This window comes from Streptomyces sp. NPDC033221 (genome assembly GCF_055577005.1).
The window spans coordinates 55,437-73,611 of the sequence record NZ_JBVIQN010000042.1 but is presented as its reverse complement, the minus strand read 5'-3'; the positions used below and the strand labels follow the sequence as shown (position 1 = coordinate 73,611).

Genomic DNA, 18,175 nt, shown 5'->3' with positions numbered 1-18,175 from the left:
GAGCCCGCACCCGCACCAGCCACTTCGCAGCACTTCGCCCCGCCGAACTACTCGGCGAGGCGAAGTGATCAACACCCCGATTAACCAACAGCGTCCAGTCATGACGTCCCGGGGCCCGGCCATGGTGGTGCCGGCTGTTCGCCGCCGCGGGGGCCCGAATCAGCGGATGTTCACCGTCGCAGGGGCGGAAGTCCGCTGGCGGATGGGGTGGCGGTCGGCCGGGCTGAGCAGACCGTAGACCACCGCGCGGTACTCCTGGGTGCCGCGGTGCGCGGCCTTGACGTGTGCGGTGGCCTCGGCTTCGGTGCTCCTGTCGACCACGGTGCCGCAGGCCACCTGGTGCCATGCCTGCCCGCCGCCGCGGTTCTCCAGGCATATCCGCAGGTATTCGGAAGCGTCGTCGTCCCCGTGCGCCGCGACCGTGTACGTCGTGCCGACCCGCGCCGAAGGCGGCGCCGTGATCTCCACACCGCCCTTGGCGAACGCCGGCGCGGCGGCCAGCGCCACGGAGGCCAGACCCAGCGCACCGATGACAGCCACCCGACCGCCCCGCGCCCGTGAACCGGTCTTCTTCATCCTGATCATGGACTTCCCTCGCTCATGAGTATCTCTTGCACGTTCTTCAACGCGCTTGTTCTTCACCTTGTGAGCCGGTTTCGGTTCCGAGCCGGATCTGCCCGGGGAAGCGTTCGCCCGGCGTCATCGACGCTACGTCCGGGCACAGCCGCCCAGCGCCGTTGAGATGTGATCTACGTAGCGCATTACGTAACCGCCACCTAGAGAAAGGCGGCGCCGTGTTCCTGCGGGTGCCGCCGAACTGACCTCAGCCCGCCTCCGCCTTGCCGCGACGACCTTCCCGTCGCGCGGATCCGGCCGCCGGAGCCGCAGGCCGTCCGCCCGGTGCGTCGGGTTGGACGAGGGCGTGCGGGAGGCGATGGTGGACAAGTGGATCACATGAGTGACACCGGTTTCTTCGCCCGCACGTACGGGCCTCCGCCACGCGAGGGCCGCCCGGCCATGGTGCTCGTCCACGGTCTCGGGCTCTCGGGGCGGTACTTCATGCCGCTCGCGCGGCGGCTGGCCGCGGGCGGGGCGAGCGTGGTGGTGCCGGACCTGCCGGGCAACGCGCGTTCGCGGGCGGCCGCGCGCCGCGCACCCGATGTGGGACAGCACGCCGATGCCTTGGCCTCTTTGCACCATCGCTTGTCGTTGGGCCCGAGCCTGCTGGTGGCCAATTCGGTCGGCTGCCAGGTGGTCGCGGCCCTGGCGGCCCGTCACCCCCGGTTGGTGAGCCGCCTGGTCCTGGTCGGCCCGGCGCTGGAGCCGGGGGCCTCCGGGTGGCGCCAGTTCGGGCGGCTCGTCGCGGATGCCCCCAGGGAGCCGCTCAGCCTGCTGTGCCTGGCCGCGTTCGACTATCTGGTGACCGGCCCCCTGCGGTGCGCCGCCTCCTTCCGCCACTCGCTGCGGGACGCGGCCGAGTCATTCGAGGTGAACCTGTCGCAGGTCCGCGCGCCCACGCTCGTCGTACGCGGAGCGGGTGACACCATCGCCTCCGGCACATGGACCCGGCGCGTAGCAGGTCTGGTCGCCGACGGACGCGCGGAGGACATGCCGGGCGCTGCCCACGCGGCCCACTATGGCGCGCCGGACGCCATGGCCGTACTGATCGAGAAATTCACGGCGGGAGAGTCCGGATGAAGTCCTCGAAGACGTCCGGCCACGCGTCGTCCGGGCGCACGCAGCGGTTCTCGCCCTGGCTGCGCTTGCTGCCCGGGATCTCGCCGAAGCGCCGGGGCTTCATCCTGGCCTGGTGGGGGTTTGCCCTGACCTTCGGCGGGATGCGCCTGCTCACCTGGCTCATCCACATCGACGTGGCCGGGATTGGCGATGTGCAGGCCGGCGGCGTGCACCTGCACCACTACGTGTGGGGAATCCTGCTGCTCGCGGTGGTGGGCGCGGCGAGCCTCGCCGAACGCTCGGCGCGGGCACGCGCCTGGCTGGGCCTGGCCTATGGGGTGGGCCTGGCCCTCGTCGTCGACGAGGCGGCGCTGCTGATCAGCCTGGAGGACGTGTACTGGGATACGGAAGGCGGCTTCAGCATCGCCCTGGCCATCGCCCTCATCGCCGTCGTCGGCAGCGTCCTCGCGGTCACGCGGGGGCGGCGCGCCTCCAGGGACGATCAGGACGACGAGGGCTGATGCCCGGGACGATGAGGGCTGGTGCCCAGGACGACGCGACGAAGGCTGACGCCCGCGGGTCCCGGCCGGCGGGCGCTCAAGCAGCGAGATAGTCGAAGACCGGCTCGGCGGGGGCCAGGGTGAGGTCGGTCAGGATGTGGCTGGCGTCGACGACCTCGCGTACGGGCAGGTCGGCCAGGGGTGCCATGACGTGCTCGAAGAGCTGGAGGCGGGCCGGGCCGTGCCAGGCCTCCTTCACGGTGATGTCGGTGATCTGCGTACGGACCAGGTCGCAGACGCGGGGCCGGAAGTCGTAGCCGGGGACCGTCTTGACGGCGAAAGTGGGCACGGTGATCTGGGCGCGGGCCTCCTCCGGGTCCAGCGGCTGCCACTTGTAGGCCATGGTGGCGGTGGCGACGCGCTCGCTGCCGTAGTCCAGGGTGCCGATGAGGGCGCCGCGCTCGTGGCGCAGCGCGGGCTCGCCCGCGACCTTCGGATAGGCGCTCAGTTCGCGGCCGGCCGCGGTGGCTCCGAAGGAGTCCAGGTACATGACGTGCAGGTACTCGCCGTGCTCGGCTCCGTGACGTACGGGAATGACCTGGCCGCACTCCGTGTACGGGCCGTATCCGTCCACCTCGCCCATGCGCATGACCTCGAAGCGCACGAGGGACTCGGTGATCTCCAGCGGCTCCGGGACCACCGCGCGCAGGGCGTCCGGGTCGGTCCGGTAGACGACGTTGAAGTACTCGCGGTCGGTGAAGCGGGTGGGCCGCGGGGGGTAGACCGGGACGGTCAGGGGGGTGGTCACTGCGGCGGTCACCTGGTCGGCGTGCATGGCTGTGCTCCTCGATAGGGGCGTCGGGACGCCTCTCCACTTGCATACAAGGTGTATCGGATACACACTGTATCGAGAAGTTGGGTGATACATCCACCCGCATCCCTTCCCGCACTCGATCCCGATCCCGACTCGCGGCGGGGCCATGAGACAGGAGCAGCCATGAGCTTCACCCTTCCTTCCTGCCACCAGGACCGGCCGGTCGCCGTCATCGGCGCGGGTACACTCGGCCGCCGTATCGCCTTGATGTTCGCCACCCGTGGCGGCCTGGTCCGCATCTACGACCCCGCCGCCGAAGCGGGGGAAGCGGCCTGCGCCTATGTGGCCCGCGAACTGCCCGACGTGGTGCAGACGATCGACGACGGCCGGCCGGGCACCGTCGAGGCCGTGACCGAGCTGGCAACCGCCCTCGCGGACGCCTGGCTGGTCATCGAGGCCGTACCGGAGCGCCTGGACCTGAAGAAGCGCCTCTTCGCGGACCTGGACACGCTGGCCGAGCCGGACGCCATCCTGGCCAGCAACTCCTCGTCCTACGCGACGAGCAACCTTGTCGACAGCGTGCGCACCCCCGAGCGCCTGCTGAACCTGCACTTCTACATGCCGCCCCGGCAGAACGCCGCCGACGTGATGTCCTGCGGCCACACCGATCCCGGCGCCGTCGAGCTGCTGCTGAAGGTGCTGCCCGCCTACGGCATCCACCCGTTCGAGGCCCGCCGGGAGAGCACCGGCTTCATCTTCAACCGCGTCTGGGCCGCCATCAAGCGGGAAAGTCTCGCCGTCGTGGCCGAAGGCGTCTCCACGCCGGCCGACATCGACCGCATGTGGCAGGTCAACACGGGCGCCCCGGCCGGTCCGTTCCGCCTGATGGACGCCGTCGGTCTGGACGTCGTCCTGGACATCGAGAACCACTACGCCGCCGAACGCCCCGAGCTGCCCGAAGGGCCCCGTGAGCTGCTGCGCGAGTACGTGGACACGAACCGCCTCGGCGTCAAGACCGGGGCCGGCTTCTACGACGATTACCAGCGGCAGGGCTGACGACAGGCCCGGTACGGGCGGGCACGTACCCTTCGGGAGGAACCATCACCTGCAGGGAGCGGTACGTGCCCAAGTCACCCACCAAGCGCCGGCCGGCCACGGTCGCCGCGCTCACCGAGAGCGCGCTCGCCCTCTTCGCCGAGCGCGGCTTCCACGCCACGTCGATCAGTGACATCGTCCAGCGGGCCGGGCTGACCCGCGGCGCTTTCTACTCCAACTTCCGGGACAAGGAAGAACTGTTCCTCGCCCTGTACGACGCGCACACCGACCGGCTCCTGTCCGAACTAACGCACCAGGTCGAGTCCTTCGCAGACGACGCCGACCCCGTGGCGCGCGTCTTCGACCTCCTGGCCACACACGACGCGCAGGAGCGCTCCTGGTTCCTGGTCTCCATGGAGTTCACCCTGCACGCGGCGCGCCACCCGGCCGTCGCGGACGCGCTGGCCGAACACGAAGAGCGCCTCAACACCGGGCTGGCCGAGATCCTGGACCACTGTCTCGAATCCTCCGGACGCACGCCCGCCGTCTCCTCCGCCGCCCTCGCCCGCCTGGTCGTGGCCCTCTACGAGGGCCTCACCGCCATGCGCGTCACCCACCCCACCGCGGACACCGACCCCACCCCGCTGGCCCGCCGCGCCCTCCCGCACCTCGTCCGCGCTCTCGGGACACCACAGGAGTGACGGCGACTGCGGCTCTCGGCCGCGCGCGTGATGACGGTGACGTACGCAGCCGCAGCCGCAATCGGGACGGGGCCGCGGCATCGTGTGTGCCGCGTCGCCGTCGGCTCACCTCGCTCAGCTGATGGTGACGACGCGCGCCCAGGACGGCGGAGTGTCCGGAACGTACTCGGGATCCTCCTCGTCCGCGGCACGGGTGGGACGGGGGAACAGACCGACGACGGTGCGGCAGGGCGGTTGTGTGGAGGGCCACGGCGTCTGGCCGTCCGTCAGGGCGACGATCACGTCCGGGCGGGGCCGGGAGCGGAGCGCCCGGGCGAAACCTGAGCGCAGATCCGTTCCTCCGCCGCCGATCAGTTCGATGCTCTCGGCGCGGCAGAGCGGGACGGCGACCCCGGCCGCCGCATCGCAGGAGATCACCGAGACGAGGTCGCGCTGCCCGCCCACCGCCCGCGATATCGCCGCCACCTCCAACAGCGCACTGCCCAGCTCGGCGTCGCTCACCGACCCCGAGGTGTCGATCACCACGCAGACTCGGGGCGGAATACGGCGCAGGCTCGGCAGCAGCACCCCGGGAACACCGGCCGACCGCCGGGACGGACGCCGGTAGCTGTGGTCCTCGCCCGCCCCCGGTCCGCCCGCCGCCGAGCGGACCGCCGCCCCCAGCAACTGCCGCCATGGCTGCGGCGGCTGGAATGCCTCGTCCGCCCACCTGCGCCACCCCTCCGGCGCGTCCCCCGGCCGGCCCTTGATCCCCTCGGCGACCCGGAAGCGCACCGCGTCCCGCTGCTGCCTGCTCAGCCCGTGTGCCCCGTCGGGGCCCAGCTCCCACGGCCGGCCCTGGCCGTCCGCGCCACTGCCGCAGTCCAGCCAGGCCAGGTCCGTGTCGAGTCCGGACATCGAGGCCGTTCGCAGGTACTCCTCCATCAGCAACCCCTCGGGCAGTTGCAGCAGCGACGGCAGAACCGCTCCTTCAGGCTTGGGGAGGCCGTCACCGTAGATGTCGTCGTTGATCTCGAAATCAGCGGCGATGTTCCTCCGCAGCCGCCGCCAGCCCTCGGTCGGAGAATCACCCGACCCGCTTCGCTCACCCGGCCCGTGCGTCTCGTGCTCCCGGGCATACCGCTCGCCCCGCCCGTGGTGGTCCCGCAGCAGGTGGGAGACCTCGTGCACCCAGACGCCCGCCAATTCCTCCACCGGAGTGCGCGCCACGAAGCCGGGGGAGACGTAGCAGCGCCAGTGCGCGTCCACCGCCATCGTCGGTACCGACCGGTCCTCCACCACGTGCAGCGCGAAGAGCGCGTCGGCGAGGTAGGGACGGACCTTCACCGCGTGCAGCCGGGCGGCCAGCAGCTTCTCCATGTCCAGCGGAAGCCGGGGCCGGTCGGCCGGTCCGTCGCATCCGGCCGACCGCCCGGGAGCGGCGGCCCGCACCGGACGCGGTGGCGCGGGCCGGGGGACCGGACGCGGTGGCGGATACGTCCCCGGACGCTTTGCGACGCCCGTCATCGGCGTGCCTCCGCCACTCGGCCGGCGCCGGCCGCCGAGGCCCGCCGCACCGACCGGTCCGCCTGCCGGACCAGACCCACCACCCCGGCCAGCCGCTCCACCGCCTCCGGCACCTCCCAGTCGTCGCGCCGCAGCGCGGCCAGTGCCGACGCGGGGGCGACCAAAAGGTCCGGGGCGCCGGTCTCCAGGGCCCGTACCAGCACCGCCCAAGCCGCCTCCCACTGCTCCCGCTCCGGCCGCGCACCGACGGTGGCCACCACCGCCTCCAGCGCCGCCTGACGCAGATCACCGCGTACGGGCAGCTCGGCAGCGGCCGGATCCGCCAGCAGCGACTCCGGGTCCGGCAGCTCCATCCGGTCCAGGTGGGCGAGGAGTTCAAGCCCCGGCCCGTCTCCCACCGCGCCCCGCACCAGCAGTGCCAGCACGTCACGCGAGACGCAGGCCGCCGTGCCGAAGGCCAGCAAGGTCAGCGCGGCCTCCCAGCTCCGGGGCGAGGGCCAGGCACCGCCGCGCCGAGTCTCGGAGTTCGGCAGCCGGTGGATCAACGTGGGCCGGGCCTCCAGGAAGCCGCAGACCGCGCGCCGGGCGAATGCCACTGCCTCCGGAAGCCGTTCCGGCACCAGCCGGGGCAGCTCGGCCCGCGGCCAGGTCCCGCCCAGCCCGCGCACCACCACGTCCCGGTCGTGCACCCAGTACAGGTGCACGAAGCGGTTGGCCAGCGGCGGGCTCAGTTCCCACCCGTCCGCCGCCGACGCCCGCGGATTGGCGGCGGCCACGATCCGTACCCCCGGCGGCAGCTGCAGCGCACCGACCCGCCGCTCCAGGACGACCCGGAGCAGTGCGGCCTGGACGGCCGGGGTGGCGGTGGACAGTTCGTCCAGGAAGAGCAGCCCACGCCCGGCCCGCACCAGTTCCACGGCCCACTGCGGTGGCGCCATCGGCACTCCCCGTACCGCCGGGTCGTCGCCCACGATGGGCAGCCCGGAGAAGTCGGACGGCTCGTGGACGCTGGCTATCACGGTCGTCAGCGGCAGGTCGAGGCTGGCGGCGAGCTGTGTCAGCGCCGCGGTCTTGCCGATGCCCGGCTCGCCCCAGAGCAGTACGGGCAGGTCGGCGGCGACGGCCAGGGTGAGCGCTTCGAGCTGTTCGTCGGGGCGCGGCTCGGTGGTGGTCGTGCGCAGAAGGGCCAGCAGATCGCCGGCGAGGGCGAGGCGGGTGCCGGTTCCGGAAGCACCGGCGGGCGTGCCGTCGGTCGGGGCCGGGGCCGGGGCAGGGGCGGACAGCAGGGGAGTGGAGTTCATGGGCATCACCTGGGGTGGAGTCAGGGAACGGGACGGCCCGTTCGCATGGTGCGCGACGTGCGATGTGAGGCGTGCGACGTACGGCGCGGAAGGCGCAGGACGTCGAAGGCGCAGGACGTGGAAGGTATGCCGGTGGAGCCGGCCGGTCAGCGAGCCATACGGGGCCGGGCGCGGCTGCCCCGCTTGAGGCTCATCGCGGAAGACGTACGGCGGTTGAGCCGGGGACGGCCGCCCGCGTCCGCGTTCCCCCCGCCCGGGGCGTCCCCGCTGGTTGCCACACCGGCAGCGGGGTGCTCGGTGACCAGCCCCGAGCGGAAGAGCCCCTGGTCGATGCGGCGGGCCGCGGCCGACTCCAGCTCCTCCCGGAGCGGCCCGTCGCGCAGGACCGCACGGGGACCGAGCAGCCCTTCGACCACGGTCAGCGCCCCGGCGACGTCACCGTGGCCGAGCCGCTCCCGGACCGCGGGCAGCGCCTCCGGAGTGCGGTGTACCGCGTCGATGGCCCGCAGGCAGGGCAGCGCCGGCCCGCCGAACGCCACGAGCAGCTCTTCCCTGCGCAGTTGGGCAGGGCCGTGGTCGATCGCCGTCAGCACTCCGCCCCGCAGCGCGATCCGGTGGAGCTCGCCCCGGCACCGCACCTGGTGCGGATCGGCAGGTACGGGGGCTGGGACGGCCGCCGGTTCCGGGGCGTACGCCGCCAGCCCTGCCGCGACGAGCGGATGCAACCGCTCGGCCGCAACCAGACCGGCCCGCAGCAACTCCAGATCCGGGAGGACCCGGGCCGCGGCCTCCGGCAGCAAGGGAAGCGCCGCGACCTCCTGCGGCGGCAAAGCCTCCCGCAGTGGCCGGAACGCCGGGGCATGGCTGTCGTCAGGGGCGACAAGCTCCAGCACAGCGCGGCTTCGTGGGCCGAGCCGCACGGTGAAGGCCCCGCGACGAGGACGCCCCTCGGCCCGCAACAGCAACTCTGCCTCGGCGGCCCAGTTCGCCATCGCCCACGGAGCGTCGTGGTCGGCGGCACCGCACCGCCGCGCCAGTTCGTCGCTCCGCCCGGATTGCCAGAGGTGCTGGTGCAGATCGAACCGGAAACGCCGGCTGGGGTGTGGATGCGGATGCGGGAGCGGGTACAGACGGTCCCCAGAGGCACCGCTGCCTGCCCCCTCCCACAGCGCCAGGGACATCCGCTGGCCGGCATCCGCCCAGGTCGGCGGCGTCCGCACCACCAGCTGAAGCGGCGTGGTGCCGGAACCGGGATAACGGGCCAGGGAGATGGTGAGGCCGGGCCGCAGCCGCCCATCCGGGGCAGTCCGCGGCATGTGCCATCGGAGCAGATCCGGTACCAGGCGACGCAGATCCGCGCGGAGGCGGGTGAAAAAATGGGTGCCATGGCGGTTGCGCATGGCGCGTAGATCGAATTCGATATCGATCCGGGCAGCGGCGCAAGCCCCGGCCCAGTCACCGACCGCACGTCGCGCGGTCGCGGTCTCGATCATGGACGGTGGCACGGCGTACTCGCGTACGCGTTGCCACATCAACAGGCGGGAGGGAAAGTCGTTCGCGGAGTCAAGTGCCATCAGCACTCACCCTGCGTGAACGATTCCCCCAATCCGTACGAGGAGAAGTTCTTCATCCCCGGCATCATAGGCACGGTGATGTCGTCTTGTCAGGTCCCTTCTCTGCCGACCTTCGTGGACCCCACCGCGTCGGAGTTCGGACGACTGAACGGCGGCGCCGGGGTCGCCAGACAGCGCAGGGCGTTCGCGGTCGCTTCGTCCGCCGGGTGGAAAGCCCAGATCCTGTGGCCTTCGCTTCCCGGCAGTTCCAGGACATGCTGGTCGAGTGCGAGCGATCCGGCTCTCGGGTGCCGGAGCAGTTTGTGGTCCATCGCCTTTTCCCAGAGGTGGTGCTCGTCCCAGGCACACCTGAAGATGTCGCTGCGCGTGGTCAGTTCCTCGTAAAGTTGCCTCAGGCGGGCCGGCCCCGTGTCGGAGCCGGTCTGTGCGCGCAGGGCCGCCACCATGCAGCGGGCGAGTTCGGACCACTCGGTGAAAAACGCTTGTGCTCCGGGGGCGAGAAATACCATGCGGGCATAGTTGTCCCGGGGCTCCAGCCCTTCGTGGAGAAGAGCACCGAGGGTGTTGCTGTCCACGATGTCGAGCCATCGGTTCACCAGCAGCGCGGGCACCGTCATGGAGCCGAGCAACTGGTGCACGGCCTCCAGACGGTCCGTGCCCATACGGGGCATCTCCCCGCCCACGGCAGCTTCTGTGGCGGAAAGTTCGCGCAGGTAGCGTGCCCCGACGGTGTCCAGCAGCAATGCCTTGCACAGGCCCTCCACCACCGAGGGGGACGGCCGGCGTTCCCGTCCCTGTTCGAGGCGTACGTAATAGTCGGTGCTGATCCCCGCCAGGAAAGCCACTTCGTCTCGTCGTAGCCCGGGAACCTGGCGCTGTGCCCCCGCGGCCAGCCGGTGTTCTTCAGGCCGTACCCGATTCCGTCTGGCACGCAGAAAGGCTGCCAGTGGTCCGCCTCCGCTGTGCCCTGGTGAAACCTGCATGCCACCAGCGTAAGGACGAGGCGGCAATCACCGCGGTGGGGCGGCGGCCGTGCGCCACCACGGCCGCGGCTGCTCTCCGGGGGTGGGTGTGCCACTCCTACCCGTCCGGTACGCCAGGCGGCTAACGTCGCGAAAGCCGGCCGAAAGTCCCGAATCACAGCCGGGCACATGGCTTTGCTCCCTCTACCCGTACCCGCCCGCCCCGGAAATGCGTCAGGGCACCGTGTGAACGCGGCTCACCTCCCGGCGCCCATACAGAACCACAGAACACAGAACCAAAGAACACAGAACCCCAAGGAAAAGAGTTACGACGATGTTCGTCATCACCGGTGCCAGTGGCCGTACCGGACGGGCCGCCGCTGTGCACCTGCTCGCAGCCGGGTACCGCGTCCGAGCCGTCGGCCGCTCGGCGCAGCGGCTCACCGACCTTGCCGCGCGGGGCGCCGAGGTGTGGGAGGCCGATCCACGCGACCCGGCCGCGCTGACCGATGCCTTCCGCGGTGCGGACGGCGTCTACGCGGTGATCCAGCCCAACTACCTTCCAGACCACTCCGACTTCGGCGCCTTCCAGGACCAGGTGGCGGCCTCCCTGACCAAGGCGGTCACCGAGTCCGGTGTGACCCGCGTCGTCGGGCTCAGCAGTTGGGGGGCCCGACACGCCGAAGGCACCGGACCGGTCAGGGGACTTCACCGCTTCGAGCAGCGCCTCTCCCGCGTCCCCGATGTCGACACCCTGTGGCTGCGGGCCGGCTACTTCATGGAGAACCTGCTGGGCCACATCGGCACCCTCAGGACCCACCGCCGCATCAGCGCCCCTTTCGAGCCCAGCCTTCCGCTGCCTTTCGTCACCACCGGCGATATCGGGGCCCGAGCCGCGGAGGAACTCGCCACCGGGACCTGGAACGGTACGCAGATCCTGGAGCTCCAGGGGGAACGCGACGTGAGTATGCGAGAAGCCGTGGACGTGATCGCGAAAGCTGTGCATGCCCACGACTTCACTTATGAGCAGGCCAGCCTCGCAGAATTCCATGCGGAACTCCGGGGTGAAAATGTGTCCGCCAACGTCGCGGACATGATGATCGAGGTCGGCGAAGCAGTTAACTCCCGGCATATGCGGATGGAGCAGCCGCGTACCGCCCGTACCTCCACCCCCACCTCCATCGAACGGTTCGTCGAGGACGAATTCGTACCCCGGTACCGCGCGGCCCGATCGGATTGAAGGCCATGGGAGAGCGTCCAGGGTCTGTCGGATCGCCCCCGCCAGCGAGAGGCTGAACACGAGCAGTGAGATCCCCACCCGGCAGTTCGCCCCTGGCCAGGAACACACGGGGAGTCAGTCGTGGACACCGGCCGACCGTACCCGAGCCCGTTTCCGGCCCGCGGCACGGGGGAGCCCCGGTTGCCGCGGCCGTACGGGGCGCACCCCTGCAAAAGGGACTCATCGGAGTCCGACCGGAATTCATCCCGTTCCGACAGGGACTCACCGGATTCTCCGGCAAGGAATCACCGGACTCCGGCAAGAAATCTCTGGCTTTCGGCAGACCGATGCTGACCGACGGTGAAGCCGGGCGAGCCGCCCAACTCCGTTCGGCGCGGCCGGATATCACGCAACCTTGGGGCCGCAGCGCATGCCGATGTAGACGCAGCCCGTGCCGTCGGGCAGCGAGGAGAAGATCACGGGCATGTAGTCCTCGCTGAATGCCGCGCCCACCCCGGTACCGGCGAAGACCGTCTGCGTCACCGGAAGCAGATCGATCTGGAGGGGTTTGGAGAAGTCCTTCATGCCGTCGACGAATTCGTACAGCACATGGCCCGCGCCGTCCCGCTCGGTCACCGTGATGACCACGCCCTCACGTCGGTAGGTGCCGACCAGCGGGGCGAAGTCGACCGCGGGCGGCTGGGCGGGCGGGGCGAAGGGCTGCGGCATGGTCACCCCGGCGAGGTCGGCGAGGAGTTCGCGGTAGAGCGCCGCGTACACCTCCCGTGCGCCGCCTCCATTGGTGAGCAGCGCGACCGCGATGCCCGCCGACGGCACCACGCGCAGGTAGCCGTACTGCCCGATGGAGGCGCCGTCGTGGCCGTAGCCCGCGACGCCGTTCCAGTCGTACAGGGTCCAGCCCAGGCCCCAGCCATCCGAGCTGACCGTCCACTTGTCGGGACAGTCCACCACCCGGCGCTGCATCAGCGCGACCGTCTCCTCCGCGAGCACACGCGTGCCGTCCTCGGCCACGCCACCGGCCAGATGCATCCGTGCGAGCCGGGCGAGGTCTCCGGCGGTGGCGAGGACCCTGGCGTACGGGCCTGCCGAGCGCGGCATCATGTCCCATTCCGGTGCCGGGTCCGGCAGCCGGCCCGGTTCGCCCAGGTGCCCCATGGCCGCACGGAACCGCAGCGCCTCCTCGGGCAGCGTCATGGTGTGCGCCAGACCGAGCGGGGTCAGGAGCAGATCCTTCAGCGCCTGGTCCCACACCTTGCCGGTCACCACCTCGATGATCCGGCCGAGCACGTTGTAGCCGACGCTGCTGTAGGAGATCACCGTGCCGGGCGGGCAGTCGAGCGCCACGCCCTTCGCGGCCTCGACGTACTTGGCGAGGCAGTCGTCACCGCGTCCGCTGTCGTGGGTGAAGTCGCAGGTGAGGCCGCCGGTGTGGCTGAGCAGTCGCCGTGTGGTGATCGCCCTGGTCGCCTCGGGGTCGGCGACCGAGAACTCCGGCAGTACGTCCGTGACCGGCGCGTCCAGGTCCAGTTCGCCCGCTTCGGCGAGCTGCATGATCAGGGTGGCGGTGTAGATCTTGGCTATCGAGCCCATCTGGAAGACCGAGTCGGTCGTGGCCGCCACCCCCGTTCCCCGGTGCAGCACGCCGCTGGCCAGCTCGTGGACGGTCCCGTCGACGAGGAGCGCAAGGGACGCGCCGGGGACGTGGTGCTTGGCGCGCAGTGCGTCGAGGCGGGCCTGCCAGTGGGCGAGGTCCAGCTTCCGGCCCGCGGAATCCCGGGACCCCCACGTGCCCGTGGCGCCCCAGTTGCCCTGCTCGTCCCAGCTCTCGTTCTTCGGCATGTCTGCTCCCACCCGATGCGTACAGTGTTTCTCTGCTGCGAACACTGTATGCACGGAGAAACGCTGTACGCAAGGTGCGTACGGTGTGCACTACGATGGGGGGCCAGCCGCGGTACGAGCAGAAAGACGAGGGCCGTATGCCAGCCGCCGACGAGAACCCGACCGCCTCGGTGTGGGCCCGGCCGCGCCGCCCACAGCGGGAGCAGCTGACCCGCGAGCAGATCGTGGCCGCGGCCATCGAGCTGCTGGACCAGGAGGGCACCGAGGCGCTCAGCATGCGCAAGCTCGGCAGCCGCCTGAACGCCGCGGCCACGTCCCTCTACCGGCACGTGGCCAACCGGGACGAGCTGATCCAACTGGTCGTGGACGACATCTACGGGGAGCTCGATCTACCGCTCACCGCCGACCGGCCCCAGTGGCGCGCGGCCGTCACCCGCATCGCCGCCGACTTGCGGGCGATGACCTTGCGCCACCCCTGGATCGCCCCCGAGCTCGGCCAGGTCGGCCTCGTCCACATCGGCCCGAACGCCATGCGGATGTCATCGGGGCTGCTCGCCCAGTTCGAGGCGGCGGGTTTCCCTGCGGACGAGAAGGACCAGGCCGTGGGGACGCTCACCGCCTACGTCATCGGGATCGCGACCTCCGAGGCCGCCTACCTCTCCTTGATCGCCCGCAGCGGCAAGACCGAGCGGGAGTGGGTGGCGGACCTGCGGCCGGCCTTCGACAAGGCCTCGCAACATCACCCGCGGCTGCGGGACGGGGCCTCCGCCCAGCCGGACGTGCACCCGCAGCAGATCCGCGACGACGCCTTCTCGTACGGACTCGACCGGGTCCTCGACGGCCTGGCGGCCCGGCTCGACATGTGAACCGGTAGGGCGGTGCGAGCGGGCGTTCGCGGCGCTCCGCCGACGGACGTTCGGACAGACGTCCTCTGGTGAACGGGCCTGTACCGAACGGTCCTGCATGCCGTACGGCCGCAGGGCCGCTCCTCACCGATCAACCGCCCCGTCAGGCGCCAAAACCACATGTCCAAGGCACGTCCGAGACACGTCCAAGACACGTGCAAGACGCGTCGACGGGTTTGGGAAGACTGTCCCGGATTTGACCGCATCGCCCCATGGATAGCAGCCTTCCCTCCCGACCCGCGCATCGAGCGGTCCTGCGTCTCGTGAGCGCGTGCGTCCTTGCGGTGCGTCATGCCCCCGTGTGCGAATGACCCCGTAAGCCAGCAAGGAACCTCATGCCGATTCCTCACACCCGCACCGCCACCAGTGCGGCTGCCCCCGCCCGGACGGAGCCGACCACCGACAGTGACGACGAGTGCCCTACGGCGGCCACGCCGCCCTCCGGAGATCGCAGACGCACCGACATACCGGTCCTCGCCGTCAGCGGCGGGCTGCTCACCGCGTTCGTCCTGGCCGCGCTGATCGCGCCCACGGCCACGGGCGATGTCGTGAACGCCATCTTCACCTTCGTCGCGCGCTGGTTCGGTCCGCTGTGGCAGGTGCTGCTGCTCGCAACGTTCGGCGTTGCGATGTGGCTGGGATTCTCCCGGTACGGGAAGGTGCGGCTGGGCGGCGCCGGGGCGCGTCCGGAGTACGGCAGGTTCCAGTGGGTCGCGATGATCATGTCGACGCTGCTCGCGGGCGGCGGAGTCTTCTTCGCGGCGGGCGAGCCCGTACAGCACTACGTCCAGACGCCTCCCTTCTACGAGGGCGTCAAGAGCGGCACCCGGCAGGCGGCCGATGCGGCGCTCGCCCAGAGCTTCGCGCACTGGGGCTTCCTCGCCTGGGCCGTCCTCGGGACCCTCGCCTCGATCGTGATGATCCGGGGCCAGGAGCGCGGCCTGCCGCTGCGCCCGAGGACGCTGCTGTACCCGTTGCTCGGTGAGCGCATCCGGCATTCCCGGCTGGGCGCCGCCGTCGACATCGTCTGCGTCATCGCCGTGGTGGCCGGCACCGTCGGCCCGATCGGCTTCCTCGGGCTCCAGGTCTCCTACGGCCTCTCCGAGGTGTTCGGCATCTCCGGCGGATACCCCGTACAGCTCGGCGTCATCGTGCTGCTGACCGTCGTCGCCGTCCTGTCCGTCGCCAGTGGCATCGACCGTGGCATCCAGTTCTTCAGCCGGGCCAACATCTGGCTCGCCGTCGCCCTGATGGCCGTCTTCCTCGTGCTCGGCTCCCTCGGCTTCGTGCTCGACTCCTTCCTCGGCGGACTCGGACGCTACGCGGCGGACTTCGTGCCGCTGGCCCTCAACCGGGGCGACCACGCGTGGCTCGGTTCCTGGACGGTCTTCTTCTTCGGCTGGTTCCTCGGCTACGGACCCCTGATGTCGATCTTCGTGGCACGCATTTCCAAGGGCCGTACGGTGCGCGACCTCGTCGTCTCCACCGCGGTCATCCCGCCGCTGGCCACCATGTTCTGGTTCACCGTCTTCGGCGGCACCGGCATCTTCCTCGAACAGCAGAGCCCGGGAACCGTCTCGGGCCCGCTCAAGGCCGTCGGCATGGACGCGGCGGTCATCTCCATGGCCGAACAGCTCCCGATGGGTGCCGTTGTCGCGGTCGCGCTGCTCCTGCTGACCATCACGTTCGTGGTGACCACCACCGACTCGATGTCGTACAGCATCGCCGCCGCCGGAACGAAGTCCGGCGAACCCACACGTGCGGTACGCGCCTTCTGGGCCCTGCTCATGGGGGCCGCGGCGGCCGTGCTCATCCTCGTCGGTGACGGCGGCATCACCGCACTGCAGTCATTCATCGTCGTGACGGCCGTACCCGTCGGCTTCATCATGCTGCCGACCCTCTGGACCGCTCCACGTGTGGCCAAGGAAATGGCCCGGGAACAGAACCTCGTGCCGACGGAGACGGAGCCATCGGCCCCCGCCCCGGAACCGCAGCCGTCGACGGCTCCGGAACCGAACGACCCGCAGAGCCGCAGGCCGCAGCCGACGGGTGCGCCCACCGCCCGCTGAGCCGAACAGCCGGCCGCGGTGCCTCACCATGCGGCGTCGGTGCCGCTCAGGAGGCAGGTGCGGGAGGCAGGTGCAGTAGGCAGGTCAGGTCGGCGCCCTGGCGGGCGATGTAGGCCTGACCTGCTGCTTTCCCCCCCCAAGAGCGCTCCCGTACGATGATCGGATAGCGATCGATGGGGGAGCACCCATGGGTGACATCAACATCAACAGCCATGCCGTACGGGGGACGGGCAGCGACATGAGCGCGCTGTCCCGCGAGGTGGCCCGCAAGCTGAACAACTCTCTGGAGGGCAGCCAGGAAACTGGTGCGACGCACTCTGTGTGGGGCTGGGAGTGCGCCGAACGCCTCTATTCCTGTGCCGTGACATGGGAGGAGCACATGGTGGGCCTGGCGAAGAAGATGGGGGAGCTGGGCGAGCGGCTGCAGGACAGCGCGGGCAGTTACTCCGCGCAGGACGACGAGGCCGACAACACGGCCGCCGCCAAGATCGCCATGCTGACGGACAAGGTCGACGTCGCCGGCCCGGACGAAGCGCTCAAGGTGCAGAACAAGGCGTCCCAGGCGGAGATGGAGATCCTCAGTGCCGAGATACCGGCCGACGCAGGGCCGATGACCCAGCGTATGTGGTGGAACGGCCTCAGCGAGAAGTAGCGGCACGAGCTGATGCTGGCCGACCCGGTCGCCCTGTCGAAACTGGACGGACTGCCGGAGAGCACCAAGCAGGAGATGCGCGGCACCGACGGCAAATTCGACCGCGTCAAGATGGTCGAGTACGCGCTGCAGAACTGGGACCAGGAAGACGATGTCGACTTCGGCAACAACTGCACCAACTTCGTCTCCGAATCCCTCGCGCACGCGGGGATGAAGGAGAAGGAGTCCATCTGGGGCACCCGGGCCGACGACACGTGGATGAAGGGCATCCCGACCGGGATCGACCTGCCCGGTTTCCGTGACGTCGACCGGCCCCTGGGTTTCTCCAAAACCTGGGCGGGTGCGGAGAACCAGCAGAATTTCATGCTCGATCCCGGTGGCGAGGAAGTCAGCCGCGAGCACGTACGTCCCGGCGACATCATCTACTACGAGCAGTCCGGCGACAACGACGCGATCGGCAAGGGGAACACCCACCACGCGGCCATCGTCACCGGCGTGATGCCGGACGGCGAGATCAAGTACACCCAGCACAGTGACCCGTACCGCAACGTCAGCCTCGACGGACGCCTGCCCGACACGGAAAAGGCCGAAGGCCGGCAGAACGTACGGATCGTCCGGCCCCACCCGGATTGGTACTGATGAGCGAGCCGACACCCCACACGACAACGCTCCCCGCCGTCGCCCGCCCAGCCCGTACCGCCTTGTGGGTGCCGGCCCTGGTCATCCTCGGCATCGTGGGGATCGTCGCCCATGACGCGGCGGAGAAAGCCCACTGGAAGGCCGAATGGGCCCACTGCGGGGACCTGCCGCTGACCTGGCAGATGTACGCCTCCGCCTACGGGGCACTGGCATGCGGCCTGGGCGCCTTCGTCCTCCTCGTCCTGTTGGTCCTGCGAGGAGAACGACACGACACCACACCGCTGAAGGGCTGGCGCGGCGGTCTCGCGCTTGCCTCCGTACTCCTGGCCTGCTGCCGCTGCTCGCCGAGGCCATCATCGTGTGGAACCTGTATCAGCCGGCTCCCGGCGGCCCCATCAGCTGCGTTTGACCTGTGAGCCGTCCGCCTCATGAGAACGCCTGGTTCCAGCGGTACGACCTGACCTCACCGGACACCAAGGTGCGGGGTGGCAAGACGGAACAGCGAACCGCCCTGTGCGCCGCGCTTCCGAGCCGCGCGCTGCTGTTCTGCACCGCCCATTTCAATGCGGGCGGACCCGCGTACGATGACGCGGACGAAAGTTACCGCAGCGCCCAGGCGAGCGAACTGCTGCACATCGTCGAGCAGCCCACGGATACCGCGCGGTGTTCGGCGGGGACTTCAACGTGGTCCCGCCGGACGCCACCAACGGCGAATCCCGCGGCGTACTGGAATCTGTCTACGCCCCCGAGCGGCTGCACCA

17 protein-coding genes are annotated in these 18,175 nt (G+C 70.3%); 10 read left to right on the top strand and 7 right to left on the bottom strand.

Annotated elements, in window-relative coordinates; genetic code table 11:
- Positions 1-159: 159 nt before the first annotated feature.
- A complete protein-coding gene (locus ACZ53K_RS37095; protein WP_468845848.1) occupies positions 160-585 on the bottom strand; it encodes a hypothetical protein in 426 nt (141 codons plus the stop codon).
- A gap of 369 nt (positions 586-954) precedes the next feature.
- Between ACZ53K_RS37095 and ACZ53K_RS37090 the strand changes: the two genes are divergently transcribed.
- A complete protein-coding gene (locus tag ACZ53K_RS37090; RefSeq protein ID WP_468845846.1) occupies positions 955-1,698 on the top strand; it encodes an alpha/beta fold hydrolase in 744 nt (247 codons plus the stop codon).
- Positions 1,695-2,198, top strand: coding sequence for a hypothetical protein (locus ACZ53K_RS37085; RefSeq protein WP_468845843.1), 504 nt, complete (start codon positions 1,695-1,697; stop codon positions 2,196-2,198). The genes ACZ53K_RS37090 and ACZ53K_RS37085 overlap by 4 nt, the downstream gene beginning before the upstream one ends.
- Positions 2,199-2,274: 76 nt before the next feature.
- On the opposite strand, the gene ACZ53K_RS37080 is transcribed toward ACZ53K_RS37085, so the two are convergent.
- The gene (locus tag ACZ53K_RS37080) at positions 2,275-3,012 is read right to left on the bottom strand and encodes an acetoacetate decarboxylase (protein ID WP_468845840.1); all 738 of its coding nucleotides are present in this window, start codon (positions 3,010-3,012) and stop codon (positions 2,275-2,277) included.
- Positions 3,013-3,174: 162 nt separating this feature from the next.
- Between ACZ53K_RS37080 and ACZ53K_RS37075 the strand changes: the two genes are divergently transcribed.
- Together ACZ53K_RS37075 and ACZ53K_RS37070 are read left to right on the top strand one after the other, a co-directional pair.
- Entirely contained in the window at positions 3,175-4,047 is an 873-nt protein-coding gene (locus ACZ53K_RS37075; RefSeq protein WP_468845838.1) for a 3-hydroxyacyl-CoA dehydrogenase family protein, read from the top strand.
- 65 nt (positions 4,048-4,112) lie between these two features.
- Positions 4,113-4,727, top strand: a complete 615-nt coding sequence (locus tag ACZ53K_RS37070; RefSeq protein ID WP_468845835.1) for a TetR/AcrR family transcriptional regulator — start codon at positions 4,113-4,115, stop codon at positions 4,725-4,727.
- A 114-nt stretch (positions 4,728-4,841) separates the two neighbouring features.
- Here the strand turns inward: ACZ53K_RS37070 and ACZ53K_RS37065 are convergent, their stop codons facing one another.
- The 4 genes from ACZ53K_RS37065 to ACZ53K_RS37050 all read right to left on the bottom strand — a co-directional run bounded on the left by ACZ53K_RS37065 (position 4,842) and on the right by ACZ53K_RS37050 (position 10,091).
- Complete coding sequence (locus tag ACZ53K_RS37065; RefSeq protein WP_468845853.1) at positions 4,842-6,086, bottom strand: vWA domain-containing protein; 1,245 nt, start codon at positions 6,084-6,086, stop codon at positions 4,842-4,844.
- Positions 6,087-6,229: 143 nt separating this feature from the next.
- A complete protein-coding gene (locus ACZ53K_RS37060) occupies positions 6,230-7,534 on the bottom strand; it encodes an AAA family ATPase (protein WP_468845832.1) in 1,305 nt (434 codons plus the stop codon).
- Positions 7,535-7,680: 146 nt separating this feature from the next.
- Positions 7,681-9,108: a hypothetical protein gene (locus ACZ53K_RS37055; RefSeq protein ID WP_468845829.1), complete on the bottom strand. Its 1,428-nt coding sequence runs from the start codon at positions 9,106-9,108 to the stop codon at positions 7,681-7,683.
- A gap of 89 nt (positions 9,109-9,197) precedes the next feature.
- Entirely contained in the window at positions 9,198-10,091 is an 894-nt protein-coding gene (locus tag ACZ53K_RS37050; protein ID WP_468845826.1) for a helix-turn-helix domain-containing protein, read from the bottom strand.
- A 313-nt stretch (positions 10,092-10,404) separates the two neighbouring features.
- Between ACZ53K_RS37050 and ACZ53K_RS37045 the strand changes: the two genes are divergently transcribed.
- On the top strand, positions 10,405-11,310 hold the full coding sequence (locus ACZ53K_RS37045; protein ID WP_468845823.1) for an NmrA family NAD(P)-binding protein: 906 nt from the start codon (positions 10,405-10,407) through the stop codon (positions 11,308-11,310).
- A 384-nt stretch (positions 11,311-11,694) separates the two neighbouring features.
- Here the strand turns inward: ACZ53K_RS37045 and ACZ53K_RS37040 are convergent, their stop codons facing one another.
- Positions 11,695-13,149 (bottom strand): serine hydrolase domain-containing protein, encoded by a 1,455-nt coding sequence (locus ACZ53K_RS37040; RefSeq protein ID WP_468845820.1) that lies wholly within the window; start codon positions 13,147-13,149, stop codon positions 11,695-11,697.
- 137 nt (positions 13,150-13,286) lie between these two features.
- Here ACZ53K_RS37040 and ACZ53K_RS37035 point away from each other — a divergent pair, with 137 nt between their 5' ends.
- The 5 genes from ACZ53K_RS37035 (at position 13,287) to ACZ53K_RS37015 (ending at position 17,830) form a co-directional block, all read left to right on the top strand.
- A complete protein-coding gene (locus tag ACZ53K_RS37035) occupies positions 13,287-14,015 on the top strand; it encodes a TetR/AcrR family transcriptional regulator (protein WP_468845817.1) in 729 nt (242 codons plus the stop codon).
- Positions 14,016-14,389: 374 nt separating this feature from the next.
- Complete coding sequence (locus ACZ53K_RS37030) at positions 14,390-16,123, top strand: BCCT family transporter (RefSeq protein WP_468845815.1); 1,734 nt, start codon at positions 14,390-14,392, stop codon at positions 16,121-16,123.
- Between the two features lie 187 nt (positions 16,124-16,310).
- Positions 16,311-16,775, top strand: coding sequence for a type VII secretion target (locus ACZ53K_RS37025; RefSeq protein WP_468845813.1), 465 nt, complete (start codon positions 16,311-16,313; stop codon positions 16,773-16,775).
- 12 nt (positions 16,776-16,787) lie between these two features.
- Complete coding sequence (locus ACZ53K_RS37020) at positions 16,788-17,414, top strand: amidase domain-containing protein (protein ID WP_468845810.1); 627 nt, start codon at positions 16,788-16,790, stop codon at positions 17,412-17,414.
- On the top strand, positions 17,414-17,830 hold the full coding sequence (locus ACZ53K_RS37015; RefSeq protein ID WP_468845807.1) for a hypothetical protein: 417 nt from the start codon (positions 17,414-17,416) through the stop codon (positions 17,828-17,830). Before ACZ53K_RS37020 ends, ACZ53K_RS37015 begins: the two co-directional genes overlap by 1 nt.
- Positions 17,831-18,175 lie beyond the last annotated feature (345 nt).

Excerpts from the sequence above, each read along its gene's own strand:
- ACZ53K_RS37095 (WP_468845848.1), bottom strand. The coding sequence starts at position 585 with ATGATCAGGATGAAGAAGACCGGTTCACGGGCGCGGGGCGGTCGGGTG.
- ACZ53K_RS37090 (WP_468845846.1), top strand. The coding sequence starts at position 955 with ATGAGTGACACCGGTTTCTTCGCCCGCACGTACGGGCCTCCGCCACGC.
- ACZ53K_RS37085 (WP_468845843.1), top strand. The coding sequence starts at position 1,695 with ATGAAGTCCTCGAAGACGTCCGGCCACGCGTCGTCCGGGCGCACGCAG.
- ACZ53K_RS37080 (WP_468845840.1), bottom strand. The coding sequence starts at position 3,012 with ATGCACGCCGACCAGGTGACCGCCGCAGTGACCACCCCCCTGACCGTC.
- ACZ53K_RS37075 (WP_468845838.1), top strand. The coding sequence starts at position 3,175 with ATGAGCTTCACCCTTCCTTCCTGCCACCAGGACCGGCCGGTCGCCGTC.
- ACZ53K_RS37065 (WP_468845853.1), bottom strand. The coding sequence starts at position 6,086 with ATGGAGAAGCTGCTGGCCGCCCGGCTGCACGCGGTGAAGGTCCGTCCC.
- ACZ53K_RS37060 (WP_468845832.1), bottom strand. The coding sequence starts at position 7,534 with ATGAACTCCACTCCCCTGCTGTCCGCCCCTGCCCCGGCCCCGGCCCCG.
- ACZ53K_RS37055 (WP_468845829.1), bottom strand. The coding sequence starts at position 9,108 with ATGGCACTTGACTCCGCGAACGACTTTCCCTCCCGCCTGTTGATGTGG.
- ACZ53K_RS37050 (WP_468845826.1), bottom strand. The coding sequence starts at position 10,091 with ATGCAGGTTTCACCAGGGCACAGCGGAGGCGGACCACTGGCAGCCTTT.
- ACZ53K_RS37045 (WP_468845823.1), top strand. The coding sequence starts at position 10,405 with ATGTTCGTCATCACCGGTGCCAGTGGCCGTACCGGACGGGCCGCCGCT.
- ACZ53K_RS37040 (WP_468845820.1), bottom strand. The coding sequence starts at position 13,149 with ATGCCGAAGAACGAGAGCTGGGACGAGCAGGGCAACTGGGGCGCCACG.
- ACZ53K_RS37035 (WP_468845817.1), top strand. The coding sequence starts at position 13,287 with ATGCCAGCCGCCGACGAGAACCCGACCGCCTCGGTGTGGGCCCGGCCG.
- ACZ53K_RS37030 (WP_468845815.1), top strand. The coding sequence starts at position 14,390 with ATGCCGATTCCTCACACCCGCACCGCCACCAGTGCGGCTGCCCCCGCC.
- ACZ53K_RS37025 (WP_468845813.1), top strand. The coding sequence starts at position 16,311 with ATGGGTGACATCAACATCAACAGCCATGCCGTACGGGGGACGGGCAGC.
- ACZ53K_RS37020 (WP_468845810.1), top strand. The coding sequence starts at position 16,788 with ATGCTGGCCGACCCGGTCGCCCTGTCGAAACTGGACGGACTGCCGGAG.
- ACZ53K_RS37015 (WP_468845807.1), top strand. The coding sequence starts at position 17,414 with ATGAGCGAGCCGACACCCCACACGACAACGCTCCCCGCCGTCGCCCGC.